Genomic DNA, 14192 nt, shown 5'->3' with positions numbered 1-14192 from the left:
TGTGGCCGGTCGCGCCGTTCCCCCCGCCCCTTCGTGGCGCCGTCAGGCCGCCGCAGCGGTTCCGCCCGCGCCCGCCCGTGCCTTCAGTACCCGGCGCGCCTTGCGGACCGCCCGCTTCAGTACCGAGCGGGCGGAGTGTTCGCGGTAGCCGGCGACGGCCCGGGCCTCGCGGGGCGCGGCGAGGTAGACGGAGTCGGGTATGGCGGCCGTCGCGTCGCGGAAGTGCGGGTAGACGAGGTAGACCTCCCGGCCCTTCTTCTCCAGGAGGGCCGCCGCCTGCTTCTTCCCCTTGACGAACTGCACGACGGGGACGAGGAGTTCGGGCTGCTGCTCGGCGACCAGGTGCAGTCGAAGCCGCTCCTCGACCTTGAGGCGGCCTGCGACGCCCTCGCTCCAGAACTCCTCCATCAGCGGTTTCGCCAACTCGAACTTGTGCCGCCGTATCTTCTCGCTGTCCGTGAGGTACTTCGGGCCGAACTGGGGCAGCAGCGTGATCAGGAAGGGGCGGACCAGGAGCATGTCGCGCCTGTCCCCGGCGGGGACGAGGTCGGCGATCAGGTTCATGAGGGCGCGCGCGGAGTCGAAGCGCAGGGTGTAGCCCCCGCTCTTGGTGACGTGCTTGCCGTCGTCGCGGCCCACCAGGTAGTAGCAGGTGTAGTCGGCGAGCACGGAGACGCCGTTCGCCCGCAGATACGCCTCCATCGTGAAGAGGGCGTCCTCGCCGGTCCACAGGGACTCGTCGAAGCGCATACCGTGCCGCTCCAGGAGCTCACGGCGGAACAGCTTCTGCGCGCTCAGCGTGAACTTGATGTTGGAGGAGTAGACGTCGGTGCGGTCGAGGGTCTTGCCCCACATCGACCCCGGCGGCTTGCGGTTGATGCCCTCGACGCGGCCGAGGACCACGTCCGTGCCGTTGCGGTCGGCCATGGCGACCATGCGCTCCAGGGCCTGAGGACCGAGCCGGTCGTCGGCGTCGAGGAAGAAGACATAGCGGCCGGCGGCCTTGCCCAGACCGACGTTGCGCGGGCCGCTGGGGCCGCCGGAGTTGTCCTGCCGGATCACCGTGACCGACATCGCCGCGCGGGCCGCGAACTCCTCCAGGCACTCCCCCGACCCGTCGGTGGAGCCGTCGTCCACCGCGATGACCTCGATGCGCTCCGGATCGATGGTCTGTGCCTCGACGGACGCCAGGCACTCGACCAGATACGGCATCGCTTCGTACGCCCCGATGACGACGCTCACATCAGGCTGCGTCACGGTCACTGTTTCCCCCTCGCCAACGGGATATTTACCCCTTATCGCCTCATTCGCCACCTAGAAAGACGGCCGACCCGGACAAGCGGTTGCCCTATGGCCGGGTTTTCGTGACTCAGTTCACATGACGAACAGACGGGTACGGACACATGAACATACGAAGAAGGGCCCGGTTTTCGAGGATCACTCCTCGAAAACCGGGCCCTTCTCACTCGTTTCACACCGTGAGCGGCGGCCCGTTCACGCGGTGGGCGGCTGCGCCGACAGCGCGTCCGACAGTTCGTCCGCGCCGGGGGTACCGGCCGCGGCGGCCCGGGACTCCTGGCCCAGGTTGCGGGTGTCGGCCTTGAGGGTCAGGTTCGCCACCGCGGTGTTGAACTGCGCAAGGGACGTCGGATCGTCCGGGCCGAGCAGGTACTCCTTCAGATCCTTGCGGTCCTCCGCCAGCGCGTCGGCGGCCGGGTCGCGGACCGCGCCCAGCAGCTCGCCCAGTTCCTTGGCGCTGTTGGAGAGGATCACCGCGGCGCGCACGGCGGTGTTCTGCCGCTTGAACTCCTCGACGCCCAGCTCGGCGGAGTCCGTGACCGCGTACGGCTTGCCGCTCGCGATGAAGTCGGAGACCACGCTGGAGATGTCGGAGACCATCGCGTCGGAGACGTTGAAGCAGTCGTACAGGCGCGGCTCGGCGCCCTCGATGACACGGTGCTCCCACACCGGGAAGGAGCGCCAGTAGGCCTCGTTCCACTCGCCGCGCAGCCGGGCGATCTCCTCGTACCTGTCGACGTCGACCACGCCATCACGGCTGGCCTCGGCCTCGTCGGCCTTCTCACCGCCGGTGCCGACCAGTTCGGCGATCCGGGCCTCGATGCGGACGAGGTCGGCCTTCGCCTTCTCCTGCTCGGCGGAGTCGGCGGTGAAGCGGGAGTCGGCGGCACGCTCGGCGCCGGCCTTCTCGACCAGGGCGACGATGCGCCGGTGGGCGGCGGCGGCCTTGGGGAGCACCGTGCCCGTGAAGGGGTGCGGCTTGTACAGGACACGCACCGGCGGGTCGGCCTTGACCAGCTTCTTCACGATGCTCTCACCGGCGAGCATGATCGAGGTGTTGCCCGGGTCGCCGTCCCAGCCTTCCCAGGTGGGCGCGTACAGCACGGTCGGACAGCGCCCATCAGCGGCTCCGCCGCGGGGCCCCTCCGGCACGCCCTCCCACCCCTGGATCGGCGCCAGCTGCGGGCGTCCGACCTCCACGATGTCCTCGTCGCGGACGCCGACGTCGGCGATGGCGTAGCGGTCGCGGCCCGCACGGCCGGCGGTCCACACCTCGTCGTACGCCTTGCTGAACGGGTTGACGCTGGCCAGCTTGTCGCTGTCGCCGTGGCCGATGAAGACGTGCTTCATGGTGGGCACGCGCAGCAGGTGGATGTTCTTGCCCACGTTCGCGGCGTACAGCGCGACGCGCACCGTGGACAGGTCCATGTTCATCAGGTGCACCCCTCCGGGCACGCAGATGACGGGGACCGTGGTGGGCGCCAGGTTCTGCAGGATGATCCGCTCGCGCAGGATGATCAGCGGCCGGGAGTCCAGCTGTTCCATGGTCTCCAGCCACATGTTGACCTGGTAGGCGGAGTCCTTGGAGCCGGAGAAGTACAGCACCGTCTGCGGCTTGTACTCGTGCAGCCAGTCGTCGACGGCCACGAGGACCTTGTCGGCGTCGGGCGGGATCTTGCGGCCACTGACGTACGGCACGAGCGCGAGGACGTACAGGCTGCCCAGGCCGAGGGTGATGCCGATGCCGACGAAGCCGGCCACGGACGAACCCGCCACGGCGGAGATCAGGATGCCGACGACGGCCGCGAGGTCGAGGTGGAGCATCTTCTCGGCCGACCGGTCGAGCAGCCCCCGCCGCGGCGCGTCCGGGATGTCGATCCGCGACTTCAGGTCGACGTTGCGGGTGGCGACCGGCAACCGGCGCCGGTTGCGGATCAGCGTGACCACGGCGCCGTGCGGGGCCTGGAGGCCGTAGAACGCGATGAAGCAGCCGATCGCGCCGTAGTAGATCAGGTTGTTCGCGAGGTCCAGCCGGGCCAGCAGCAGGATCAGCAGGAGCTCTCGGATCAGGAAGCGGATCGAGAGACCGGCTCTGACCTTGCTCAGCCGGTTGACCAGATAACTGCCCTTCCGGTGCAGGTAGTGGTCGGCCAGGTACGTCACGGCGGCCGCTGCCGCGAAGGCGTAGACGCTCGGGATGAGCGCGGCCACCATGATCGCCGGGAAGCCCAGCATCATGAGGACCGCCGCGGCCAGCTCGGCCGCGCTGCCCACCCGGGCGACGCGAATAGCGGTGGATATCACGGAGAACCTGCTCTGGGAGGGGGAGTGCCGGTTTTGTTCTGAAGTGCGCAGGATTTGTGGCAATTCTACGGGAATTCGTCGGGTGTACGGATTCAGGCCCCTGCGAACACCGGATCAATGCACTGCATTGACACCGGAAAGCAGAGGCCTGAATAACGGAAGACTAATTCCCGTCGATTATTACATGCCGTCCTGTCGGTCCAGCACCGAGGCCAGCGCCTGCTCGAAGCCGGAGGCCTTCGCCGCGCCCGCCGTCGGGTCCTGCTGGCGGACGTCGATGACATGGCCGGTCAGCTCGGACAGCAGCACGTCCAGCGAGGTGCGGGCGACCGCCTCCGAGGACAGCAGGGTGCCCGCGGCCTCCTGGCCGAAGGCCTTCGTACGCATCGGCGTCGCGGTGCGCTCCGGGTTGACGCAGTTGACGCGGATGCCGTCGCCGGCCCACTCGTCGGACAGGGCCTGGGTGAGGTTCACCATGGCGGCCTTGGTCGAGGAGTAGAGGCTGTACTCGGCACGCCCGCGGGTGTAGCTGCTGGAGGTGTACAGCAGCAGCTGGCCCTTGGTCTCCGCCAGGTACTTGTACGCGGAACGAGCGATCTGCACCGGGGCCAGGTAGTTGACCTTCAGCGCCTCCTCGATGGTCGCGTTGTCGGTCTCGGCCAGCTTGCCGATGCGCAGCACGCCCGCGGTGTTGACGACGTAGTCGATCCGGCCGGTCTCCGCGTACGCCTTGGACAGCGCGTCGTCGACCTCCTCCGGGTTCTCCACGTGCGTGCCGGTGGTGGAGCGGCCGAGCGCGTACACGGTGGAGCCGTAGGACTCGGCGATTTCGGCGATGTCCTTGCCGATGCCGTACGAGCCGCCGAAGATCACGACCGTCTTGCCGGTCAGCAGCTCGCGGTAGGCCTCCTCGCTGACCTGCTCCGGCGCCGCCGTGGAGGCGAGCTGGAACAGCTTGTCGGCGATGAAGACGTCGACCGGCTGGGTGACCTTCATGTTGTACTCGTCGCCCGCGACGACGTGGATCGGCACGTCCGGCAGGTACTTCAGCACGACGGAGCAGTCGTCCGTGGCCTGGAAGTTGGGGTCGCCGGCCGCGACCTCGTACGCCCGCTTGATCGTGGACAGCTTGAAGGCCTGCGGGGTCTGGCCGCGGCGCAGCCGGGAGCGGTCCGGGATCTCGGTGATGAACTCGCCGTCCTCACCGTGCGTGCGCGTCACGATGATGGTGTCCGCGGACGGGATGGCGACGTCGACGGCCTGGTAGCGCTCCAGCGCGACCACGCAGTCGTCGATCACGCGCTGCGCCAGCAGGGGGCGTACGGCGTCGTGGAACAGGACGTTCAGGTCCTCGCCGTCGGCCAGGCCCTCACCGAGGGCCTCGATGGCGCGCTCGGTGGTCTCGTTCCGGGTCGAGCCGCCCTCGATGATCTTCTTGACCTTCTTGAACCCGGCCTTGGCGACGATCTTCTCGATGTCGGGGACGTAGCCCGGCGCCATCAGCACGATGACGTCGTCGATCGAGTCGGCCTTCTCGAAGGTGGTCAGGGTGTGCTCGATGACTGCCTTGCCGGCGATCTTCAGCAGCTGCTTGGGGATCGACAGACCCACCCGCTGGCCGGTACCGCCGGCCAGGATCACTGCGGTGGTACGGGGCTTGGCTATGTGCTGGGACACAGAGGACCTACCTTGGGGCGACAGGGAACGCAGAAATGGTCCCACTTGCGGTTACCGCTGTGCAAGGTGAGCGCCCTTCGCTGCATATGTGCGCGCTACCTGTCATTCACCTGGCACTGCTGGTGACGGTGGGGACTCCCTCCGCACCCTCCCACGGAATTGCTGTGAGTAACTGCACAGCGGATCAGTGCCGCCCCGGTGAACCGTGCGCGCCGCGGTGCGGGATCACCGAGGACACGTACGCCCATATGAGCGATGCGGTCAATCATCTCGACGCCGGCCCCGGTGGCGGGCCCGACGGCCCACCGCGGTGTCGAGACCTTCACGCCCCGCGGCGGCGGGCCGCACGCGTTCTTCATATCCACGACCGCGCCGTTACGAACTGGCTTGGAATAGAGCCCGGCCGGCAGCCCATTGCCCCGGAATTCCTCATCAAGATTCCGCAGTATTTCGGTCTCGGTGAGGGTGAGGGACCGATTCGTCGTGCCCTGGAACACCGTGGGACTCCGGTCAGTCCCACGGTGTCCGCGCGAGCCGTCAGACCAGCCGGACGCCCGGGTCACCGGATTCCACCCGCAGCCGCGCCAGCGTGCTCGCCGCGGCCGTGGGCTGCCGGACCGTGTCCACCACCCTCACCTGTGCGTCGATGCCGTCGCGGTCGATGTCGAAGAGGTGGTAGCCGCGGTGGGCGTCGATCAGCTTCCAGTGCGGGTTGTCCGGCATCCGCGGGTCCCACTCGGCGTGGAAGGCGGCCTGGTCCTGGTCACCGTTGCTGGAGATGGACGTACCGACGAACTCGGCGCCGACGACCTCGGAGTCCGGGTCGTCGTAGTCGGTCCTGAGGTCGCTGATCATCGTGAGGTGGCGGTCGCCGCTGAGCACGACGGGGTTGCGGATGTCGGCGAACTCCTCCAGCAGGGCGTTGCGTTCCACCTGGTAGCCGTCCCAGGCGTCGTAGTACCAGAGCTTGCCCTCGCCGATCTGCAGATCGGTCTCCGCCATCATTATCTGCGAGGCGATCAGGTTCCAGCGGGCCGGCGAGTCCAGCAGCCCGTCCAGGAGCCACTGCTTCTGCGCGGCGCCGAGCATCGTGAGCGACGGGTTCTCGGCGTCCGCCTGGCTGGTCACCTGGTCACTGCGGTACTGCCTGGTGTCGAGGACGTTCAGGCGGACCAGGCGGCCGAACTCCAGCCGGCGGTACATCTGGATGTGCGGGCCGTTCGGGATCGCGGAGGCACGGACCGGCATGTGCTCGTAGTACGCCTGGAAGGCCGCCGTCAGCCGGGCCACGAACGCGTCGTGCGACTGCTTGGCGGGGTCCTGCGGGATCTCCCCGGCCCAGTCGTTGTCGACCTCGTGGTCGTCGAAGGTGACCACCCAGGGTGTGTTCGCGTGGATGGCGGCGAGGTCGGGATCGGTCTTGTACTGGGCGTACCGGTTGCGGTACTCCTCCAGGGTGTACGGCTCCCCCGTGCCCTCGTGCCTGCGCGGGCCCGCCGAGGACGGCGCGGACTCGTAGATGTAGTCGCCGACGAAGAGGACGAAGTCGGGGTCCTGGTCGAGCATGTCGGCGTACGGCGTGAAATAGCCGTGCTGCCAGTTCTGGCAGGAGGCGAGAGCGACGCGCAGCGAGCCACCCCTGCTGTGCGGGTGCGGGGCGGTGCGGGTGCGACCGGTGGGCGAGATCTGACCGCTCGTGCGGAAGCGGTACCAGTACGAGCGGTCCGGGCGCAGGCCCCGTACGTCCACGTGAACGCTGTGCCCGTACTCGGGCCGGGCCTGGGCGACGCCCCGGCGCAGGGGCTTTCTGAACCGCTCGTCCTCCGCGAGCTCCCACTCCACCGGAACCACACTGTCCGGCATGCCGCCGCCGTTCAGCGGGTCGGGGGCGAGCCGGGTCCACAGCACGATGCCGTCGGGCAGCGGGTCGCCGGAGGCGATGCCGAGGCTGAACACGCCGTCGGGCAGGGTTGCTTCGGCCGCGCGGGCCGTGCCCGGCAGCCAGAGCTGGGCCGACGCGGTGGCGCCGAGGACGGCGGCGCCGGCGGCCAGAAAGCGGCGTCGGTCGGGCGAGATTGCTCCGGTCATCGCGAACTCCCCTGTCTCGCAAGCCTCTTGGACACGTGAAAGCTCACGCAGCCGGGCGGTCCACCCGTTGAACGAGGGCCTTCGCGTGCATGACAAATGAGCAGACAACAGAAGACCCGTTGCGACACGGGAAGAACACGACGAACGTGATTTTGCCGCAACGGGTCTTACGTACCCTCAGTTGACACCGGGCAGGGGGCTGTTCAGGAAGCGAAGTTCGAGCCGAGTTCGGCGATCCGTACGAGGGGTACGGGGTTGAGGCTGATCAGCGGGCGTGCGCCACCAGCTTCACGATCACTACAGATCACTCGACCGGGTGATCCGAAACCCAGCCCGTCCGGCGTTTGAGGACGAGGCCGTCCAGGCCGACCGGGGGCCTCGGGGCCTGGGGGCGGAGCCCCCAGGCGGCACCGCCACCCAGCGGAGCGACTACTCACCGAAGGGTTCGAAGCCCCCGTACTCCCGAAGCGCCTCGTCCCGCTCCGCGTCCCGGTCCCGGCGCCGCTGCGCCGCGGGCCTCGGCGCCTCGAACCGGTGGTCCTCACCGCGACGGCCCAGCATCTCCGCCCCGGCCATCACCGACGGCTCCCAGTCGAAGACGACGGCGTTCTCCTCGGGTCCGATGGCGACACCGTCACCCGACCGGGCACCCGCCTTCATCAACTCCTCTTCCACACCGAGGCGGTTGAGGCGGTCCGCGAGATACCCCACGGCCTCGTCGTTGTTGAAGTCGGTCTGCCGCACCCAGCGCTCGGGCTTCTCGCCCCGCACCCGGAACAGCCCGTCCTCCTCGCGCGTCACCGTGAAGCCCGCGTCGTCGACGGCCTTGGGCCGGATGACGATCCGCGTGGCCTCCTCCTTCGGCTTCGCGGCGCGTGCCTTCGCCACCAGGTCGGCCAGCGCGAACGACAGTTCCTTCAGCCCGAGATGGGCCACGGCGGACACCTCGAAGACCCGGTATCCCCGCGCCTCCAGGTCCGGCCGCACCATCTCGGCGAGATCCTTGCCGTCCGGTACGTCGATCTTGTTCAGTACGACGATCCGCGGCCGCCGGTCGAGCCCGCCGTACTGCTTCAGCTCCTCCTCGATGACATCGAGGTCGGAGACCGGGTCCCGCTCGGACTCCAGCGTCGCCGTGTCCAGCACGTGCACCAGCACGCTGCACCGCTCGACGTGCCGCAGGAACTCCAGCCCCAGCCCCTTGCCCTGGCTGGCACCCGGGATCAGCCCCGGTACGTCCGCGATGGTGTACACGGTCGAACCGGCCGTGACGACACCCAGGTTGGGGACGAGGGTCGTGAACGGATAGTCGGCGATCTTCGGCTTGGCGGCCGACAACACCGAGATCAGCGAGGACTTGCCGGCGCTCGGGTACCCCACCAGCGCCACATCCGCGACCGTCTTCAGCTCCAGGACGATGTCCTGGAGATCGCCGGGGACACCGAGCAGCGCGAAGCCCGGCGCCTTGCGCCGCGCCGAGGCGAGCGCCGCGTTGCCGAGACCGCCACGGCCGCCCTGCGCGGCGACGTACGAGGTGCCGTGCCCGACCAGGTCGGCGAGCACATTGCCCGCCCTGTCGAGGACGACGGTGCCGTCCGGCACGGGAAGGACCAGGTCCTGCCCGTCCTTGCCCGACCGGTTGCCGCCCTCGCCGGGCTTGCCGCTGGTGGCCTTGCGGTGCGGGGAGTGGTGGTAGTCGAGAAGAGTCGTCACGGACTGGTCGACGGTGAGGATGACGTCACCGCCGTGCCCGCCGTTGCCGCCGTCGGGTCCGCCGAGCGGCTTGAACTTCTCACGGTGGACGGAGGCACAGCCGTGACCTCCGCTACCCGCGGCGACGTGCAGCTCGACGCGGTCCACGAAGGTGGTCATGGTTCGGTGCCTCCAGATACGTACGGGTGTTACTCATGTCAACACGCGAAAGGCGGACCCGCCTTCCCACACGGGAAGTGAGGTCCGCCTCGCGAAGCGTTCGGGCTTCAGCCCTGAATCAGGAACTGACTCAGGCGACCGGAACGATGTTCACGACCTTGCGGCCACGGTGGGTACCGAACTCCACCGCGCCGGCGTTCAGCGCGAACAGCGTGTCGTCGCCGCCACGGCCGACGCCGGAGCCGGGGTGGAAGTGGGTGCCGCGCTGGCGGACCAGGATCTCACCCGCGTTGACGACCTGACCGCCGAAGCGCTTCACGCCGAGCCGCTGGGCATTGGAGTCGCGACCGTTCCGGGTGGACGATGCGCCCTTCTTGTGTGCCATTTCTCCTCAGTCCCTTACTTCGCAGCCGCGGGGATCTCAGTGACCTTGATCGCCGTGTACTGCTGGCGGTGGCCCTGACGTCGGCGGTAGCCGGTCTTGTTCTTGTAGCGAAGGATGTCGATCTTGACGCCCTTGTGGTGGTCCACGACCTCGGCCTGGACCTTGATGCCGGCCAGCACCCACGGGTCGCTGGTCACAGCGTCGCCGTCGACAACGAGCAGGGTCGAGAGCTCGACCGTGTCGCCAACCTTGGCGGTGGAAATCTTGTCAACCTCAACGATGTCGCCGACAGCAACCTTGTGCTGGCGACCACCGCTGCGCACGATGGCGTACACGCGGATCTCACTCTCTCGCTCGGGAACGGCACCCCCGCAGTCCAGCCACCCGGCAGGGGCAGCCTCTCCGGAGCACCCAGTGCCCTGGAGGAATGAGGTTTACGGGGATGTGGCGCGCCCATATCCAAGGACACGCCGACGGTCAAGGTTACGGGGCCGTGGCCGGAGGGGTCAAACCGGGCCGGGCCCCACACGCGTGCGGCCGGTCACAGGGACCGGCCGCACAGCGCACTGCTCAGCTCTCGTCGGCGGCGGCCGAGACCGCGGTCTTCTTCGCCGTCGACTTGGCCGCGGCCGTCTTGGCGGTCGCCGCCTTCTTGGCCGTCACCTTCTTCGCCGCCGTCTTCTTGGCCGCGGTCTTCTTGGTGGCGGCCTTCTTCGCGGTGGCCTTCTTGGCCGTCTTGCGGGCGGCCGTCTTCTTGGCCGGAGCCGCCTCCTCAGCGCTCTCCTCCGCGACCGCGGGCTCCTCCGCACCCGACGGGACGACCACGACGGCCGTCTCCTCGGACGCGGTCGGCGCGGTCTCCTTGCGCACCGCACGGCGCCGCGGGCGGGCCGGAGCGGCGCTCTCGGCGGGGGCCTCGGCCTCGGTCTGCGGCTCCGCAGCCACCGGGGCCTCGGCCACGGGCGCGGTCTCGGCGACCGTCACCACGGCGGCCTCGGCCCCCGCGGGCGACCCGGCCGGCGCGGACACCTTGCGGGTCGCACGACGGCGCGTACGCCCCTTGGGCGCGGCCTCCTCGACGGCCGCAGCCTCGGCGGGGGCGGCCTGGACGACCGCGTCCTCGACGGCGGCGGGCTCGGCCAGCGCCGCGGCGGCCGGCTCCGGCTGCACCGGACGCTCCACCTCTGCCTCGACCGTCACGTCCTGAGCGGTCGGCGCCTCGGCCTCCTCGTGCCGCGGTGCCTCACGCCGGGGGGCACCCGCCGGAGCGGACGCCCGCCGGCTCGACCGGCGCCGCGAACGGCCACGGCCGACCGCGGCCTCCGCCTCGGCAACGCTGCTGTACAGCTCCTCGTCCGGCGCGAAGAAGGGCTCGGACAGCGCGACCGGCGCCGCGACCTCGGCGGCGACCTCGTCCTCGGTCTCCTCGACGGCCTCCGGAGCCTCGACGGCCGCCCCGGCCTCGTGCTCGTGCACATGCCCGTCGCCGCCACGGCCGCGCTTCTTGCGCTTGCCGCCGCCACCGGCGGAGGTCGGCTGCTCCATGTGGACGATGACACCGCGGCCGTTGCAGTGGACGCAGGTCTCGGAGAAGGACTCCAGCAGACCCTGGCCGACCCGCTTGCGGGTCATCTGGACCAGGCCCAGCGAGGTGACCTCGGCGACCTGGTGCTTCGTACGGTCGCGGCCCAGGCACTCCAGCAGACGCCGCAGCACCAGGTCCCGGTTGGACTCCAGCACCATGTCGATGAAGTCGATGACGATGATCCCGCCGAGGTCGCGCAGCCGCAGCTGACGCACGATCTCCTCGGCCGCCTCCAGGTTGTTCCTGGTGACGGTCTCCTCGAGGTTGCCGCCCTGACCGGTGAACTTGCCGGTGTTGACGTCGACGACGACCATCGCCTCGGTCCGGTCGATCACCAGCGAACCACCACTGGGCAGCCAGACCTTGCGGTCCAGGGCCTTGGACAGCTGCTCGTCGATCCGGTACGTGGCGAAGACGTCGACCTCCGAGGTCCACTTCGACAGCCGGTCGGCCAGGTCGGGCGCGACGTGCGAGACATAGCCGTGAATGGTCTCCCACGCCTCGTCACCGCTGACGACGACCTTGGTGAAGTCCTCGTTGAAGATGTCGCGGACGACGCGGACGGTCATGTCCGGCTCGCCGTACAGCAGCGTCGGGGCGTTGCCGTTCTTCGACTTCTTCTGGATGTCCTCCCACTGCGCCTGCAGTCGCTCGACGTCGCGGCGCAGCTCGTCCTCCGAAGCGCCCTCCGCGGCCGTACGGACGATGACGCCCGCATCCTCGGGGACGATCTTCTTGAGGATGGTCTTCAGACGCGCGCGCTCCGTGTCGGGCAGCTTGCGGCTGATACCGGTCATCGAGCCCTCGGGCACGTACACGAGGTAGCGGCCGGGAAGGGAGACCTGGCTGGTCAGGCGGGCGCCCTTGTGGCCGATCGGGTCCTTGGTCACCTGGACGAGCACGGACTGGCCGGACTTCAGGGCGGACTCGATACGGCGCGGCCCGTTGGCCATGCCGAGCGCCTCGAAGTTGACCTCACCGGCGTACAGGACGGCGTTGCGGCCCTTGCCGATGTCGATGAACGCGGCCTCCATCGACGGCAGCACGTTCTGCACCTTGCCCAGGTACACGTTGCCGACGTACGAGGTCGCCTGCTCCTTGTTGACGTAGTGCTCGACGAGCACACCGTCCTCCAGGACGCCGATCTGCGTGCGCTCACCGCTCTGCCGGACGACCATCACACGCTCGACGGCCTCACGGCGGGCCAGGAACTCGGCCTCGGTGATGATCGGGACGCGCCGGCGACCCTGCTCACGGCCCTCGCGGCGGCGCTGCTTCTTGGCCTCCAGACGCGTGGAGCCCTTGATGGACTGCACCTCGTCGGACGGCTCGGCCTTCGGACGAGGCTCGCGGACCTTGACGACCGTGCGCTCGGGGTCGCCGTCGCCGGGCTCGGTGTCCGCGGAGGAGTCACCGGCACGACGGCGCCGGCGACGGCGCCGACGGCTGCTGGAGCTGGAGCCGCCGGCCTCGTCCTCCTCGTCGTCCTCGACCTGCTCGGCGGTGTCCTCGGCGTCCTGCGCGGCCTGCACGGCGGCGAACTCGTCGGACTCCTCCGAATCGTCCTCACCGGCGGACTCGGCGGACTCGCCACGACGACGGCGACGGCCGCCACGACGACGGCGACGGCGCGAACCGGTCTCCTCGGACTCGTCGCCCTCGGCGGCGTCCTCGGCCGACTCCTCGTCCTCCTCCGCCTCGTCCTCCACGACGGTCTCGACGGCCTGCGGCTCGGCCTCCTCGCCGAACGCGGCCCCCCGGCGACGGCGACGGCGCCGCGCACCGGCCTGCTCCTCCTGGAGCTCCTCCGGCTCGGCGGTCTCGGCCTCGGCGGCCGCTTCGGCGGCGGCCCGCTGCGGCGTCTGGAACTGCGGCTCGGTGAACACGGGCGCCTGGAACACGGCGACGGCAGGCCGGGCGGGCCGCCGCGGACCCTCGTCCTCGACGCTCTCGGCGTCCTCCACGGCACCGGCGGTCTGCGCGGGCTCGGCGAACCCGGTCGCTGCCTTACGGGTGGCCCGGCGACGCGTACGCCGCGGGGCACCGTCCTCCTCGGCCTGCTCGGCAACCGGAGCGGTGACGGGCTCTTCGACGGCGGGCGCCTCTTCGGCACCTGCCGTCTCCTCGACCTGCGTGGACACGCGGCGCGTGGCACGACGCCGGGTACGACGCGGGGCAGCGTCCTCGGCCGGCTCCACGGCCTCGGCGGCGGGCTCCTCGGCCACGGCGGGCGCCTCGGCCTCCTCGGCGGCGACGGGCGCCTCCACGGGCGCCGACACCCGGCGCGTGGCACGACGCCGGGTGCGACGCGGAGCGGCGTCCTCGTCGGACTCGCCGGCCGACGCGGCGGGCACCTCGGCGACGGCCGCGCCCTCCCGCTCCTCGACCGGAGCGGCGGCGGGCACGACGGTCTCGGCGACCTCGGCGGCAACGGGCGCCCCGGCGGGCGCGGAGGCGCGGCGGGTCGCACGACGACGCGTACGCCCTGCGGGCGCGGCCTCCTCGACAACCGGAGGCACCTCGGCGGCCTCTTCGGACTCCTCGACCGCAGCGACCTCTTCGGCCTCGTCCTCGTCGGCCTTCTTGTCGCTGTCGGCCGGTATGGCCGGCGCGACGATCTCCTCCGGGGCTTCGGAGGCGGCCGCGGCGGGGGGACCCGCCGGGCGTGAGGCGGCACGGCGCCGACGACGCGGCGGCAAGGTGTCGCTCGGGGTGTTCAGTTCGGAACCCTCGGTGGGTTCGGTCGGTTCGAGCATGCGGGCTTATCTCCCGTCAGGCTCCCGGGCGCCGCGCCTGGTCCGGCGTTGATCGCCGGTGACGTCCGCGGCTCGCGCGTTGCGCGGTGCCGCCGTCCGGGGCGCGGGCGCCGCACGGGAGCTCTCTGTGTCCTGTCTCGCCGGTTCCGTCCACCGAATGCGTACGGCCTGGCGAAAGTCTTCTGTGTCGGTGCGCTGCCCGACCCAGGTGGCTCCCGAGTCCGAG

The 14192-nt window shown here is 70.0% G+C and carries 8 protein-coding genes; all 8 read right to left on the bottom strand.

Features of this window, described 5'->3' with window-relative positions; translation table 11 throughout:
- Positions 1 to 42: 42 nt before the first annotated feature.
- The 8 genes from LJ657_RS01545 to LJ657_RS01505 all read right to left on the bottom strand — a co-directional run bounded on the left by LJ657_RS01545 (position 43) and on the right by LJ657_RS01505 (position 13966).
- Positions 43 to 1263 (bottom strand): glycosyltransferase family 2 protein, encoded by a 1221-nt coding sequence (locus LJ657_RS01545; RefSeq protein ID WP_232646252.1) that lies wholly within the window; start codon positions 1261 to 1263, stop codon positions 43 to 45.
- Positions 1264 to 1494: 231 nt separating this feature from the next.
- Entirely contained in the window at positions 1495 to 3603 is a 2109-nt protein-coding gene (locus LJ657_RS01540) for a hypothetical protein (protein WP_232646251.1), read from the bottom strand.
- 180 nt (positions 3604 to 3783) lie between these two features.
- Positions 3784 to 5280, bottom strand: a complete 1497-nt coding sequence (locus LJ657_RS01535) for a bifunctional cytidylyltransferase/SDR family oxidoreductase (protein ID WP_232646250.1) — start codon at positions 5278 to 5280, stop codon at positions 3784 to 3786.
- A gap of 537 nt (positions 5281 to 5817) precedes the next feature.
- On the bottom strand, positions 5818 to 7368 hold the full coding sequence (locus LJ657_RS01525; RefSeq protein ID WP_232646249.1) for an alkaline phosphatase D family protein: 1551 nt from the start codon (positions 7366 to 7368) through the stop codon (positions 5818 to 5820).
- Between the two features lie 429 nt (positions 7369 to 7797).
- Positions 7798 to 9240, bottom strand: a complete 1443-nt coding sequence (gene obgE, locus LJ657_RS01520; protein ID WP_232646248.1) for a GTPase ObgE — start codon at positions 9238 to 9240, stop codon at positions 7798 to 7800.
- Between the two features lie 130 nt (positions 9241 to 9370).
- Complete coding sequence (gene rpmA, locus LJ657_RS01515) at positions 9371 to 9625, bottom strand: 50S ribosomal protein L27 (RefSeq protein ID WP_019063244.1); 255 nt, start codon at positions 9623 to 9625, stop codon at positions 9371 to 9373.
- Between the two features lie 14 nt (positions 9626 to 9639).
- Positions 9640 to 9960: a 50S ribosomal protein L21 gene (gene rplU, locus LJ657_RS01510; RefSeq protein WP_007381993.1), complete on the bottom strand. Its 321-nt coding sequence runs from the start codon at positions 9958 to 9960 to the stop codon at positions 9640 to 9642.
- A gap of 235 nt (positions 9961 to 10195) precedes the next feature.
- The gene (locus tag LJ657_RS01505) at positions 10196 to 13966 is read right to left on the bottom strand and encodes an Rne/Rng family ribonuclease (protein WP_232646247.1); all 3771 of its coding nucleotides are present in this window, start codon (positions 13964 to 13966) and stop codon (positions 10196 to 10198) included.
- Positions 13967 to 14192 lie beyond the last annotated feature (226 nt).

The sequence above is a fragment of the Streptomyces guryensis genome (assembly GCF_021261325.1).
Taxonomy (GTDB): Bacteria; Actinomycetota; Actinomycetes; order Streptomycetales; family Streptomycetaceae; genus Streptomyces; species Streptomyces guryensis.
This window is presented reverse-complemented; position numbering and strand designations above follow the sequence as displayed.